The organism is Bacillus sp. P4_D3 (assembly GCF_056401855.1).
The window spans coordinates 1-1,300 of the sequence record NZ_JBFUIN010000813.1 but is presented as its reverse complement, the minus strand read 5'-3'; the positions used below and the strand labels follow the sequence as shown (position 1 = coordinate 1,300).

Here is a 1,300-nt window from a genome sequence, read left to right as displayed (position 1 = left end):
ATATGTTAGTAATGGCTGGTATCGTAATGTTAGCAGTTCGTGCATTTAAATACTTCAAAGATCAACGTAAGAAAAAGGCAGATGAAGTAGCATGGAAACAATAAAAATTTCTGAACAAGAGCTTATAAATGCGCTTTGTATATATATCGCTGAAAAAAGACAAGTTGGTCCAGAAGAAGTTTCAGTTGAACTAATGTATGATGATGACTACGGTTTCTCTGCAGAAGTAGAGGTAAATGGTCGCCAGCAAATATTAATTCAAGCGAACTTAATCGAAGCACTACGCTTACTACTTGATCGAGAATACAACGTCAATTCATTTGCAGCAAGATTGCAACTTGAATTAGATGATGAAGAAGGTATTTACGCATTAGCGAAATTTAATAACTCAGATGAGTAGTGAAAAGAGCTGTTGAGAGTAATCTCAGCAGCTCTTTTTAGTATGTGCATATGTAGAAGAATAATCATACCAAAGTTCATTCATCTTCCGTCTACCAACATCAATCATTGGATTAAATTGAATCGCTGCTTTTTGACGAACAGAGTGAACGTGTTGCATTGCTTGTTGTAATTGTTGGTCGACTACGTCACGTTTCTCACTTGCATGTTTAGCAATAGATAGACCCGCGACAGCTCCTTGCGCCATTGCGATTTTTCCGCTTTCAATTCCAGTAATATTTCCAGCTACAAATAAACCTGGAAGAGGGGTTTCCATTTCTTCTGAATGAAGTGGAACATGTCCGCCTAATTCCGGAATGTAATGGAAAGGGYATCCCGCTACAGCGRCAAGCTCAGCAAGAGGGTATAAACCTCCGGCAATACAAACGAAGTCAGCCTCATATATCTTTTCTGATCCATTAATAATATTTCCTTTAGAATCAATATTAGCCACACGGACACCTTCAACTTGATCCGTTCCGATAATTTCAAGCGCAGCTTTACGAAGATGAAGCGGCGTCCCGTTTATTTTCATTCCGCTATTTGGATAGAAGGTTAATCCAGCTTTTCGAATCCAATCATATTTCATAAAACGGCTACCTAAACGCAGAAAAGCAGAAGGAGCGAGGTGAGCTGCATTTAAAAGAGAGTTGAAAACTTCTTCTGGTTCACCAGCCTTTTGGCTTAACTCACTTTTTTCAGGAAGTACAATATGTTCAACTTTAATTCCAGCTAATTGTAATTCATTTAAAATGGCGAAAGACAAAATGTTAGCGCCAATTATGATTCCTTTTTTTCCAACTTGCACGCGGTGAACATTTGTCATAACTTGAGCTGCTCCAATTGACATAACTCCTGGAAG

General features: G+C 38.4%; 2 protein-coding genes. One reads left to right on the top strand and one right to left on the bottom strand.

Annotated elements, in window-relative coordinates; genetic code table 11:
• Positions 1-91: 91 nt before the first annotated feature.
• The gene (locus AC1DTM_RS26940; protein ID WP_002110338.1) at positions 92-400 is read left to right on the top strand and encodes a YxcD family protein; all 309 of its coding nucleotides are present in this window, start codon (positions 92-94) and stop codon (positions 398-400) included.
• Between the two features lie 24 nt (positions 401-424).
• On the opposite strand, the gene AC1DTM_RS26935 is transcribed toward AC1DTM_RS26940, so the two are convergent.
• On the bottom strand, positions 425-1,300 hold an 876-nt coding region (locus AC1DTM_RS26935), incomplete at its 5' end, for an FAD-dependent oxidoreductase (RefSeq protein WP_477001323.1).

Bases quoted from the DNA above. Each gene is read 5' to 3' on its own strand.
- AC1DTM_RS26940 (WP_002110338.1), top strand. From the start codon at position 92: ATGGAAACAATAAAAATTTCTGAACAAGAGCTTATAAATGCGCTTTGT.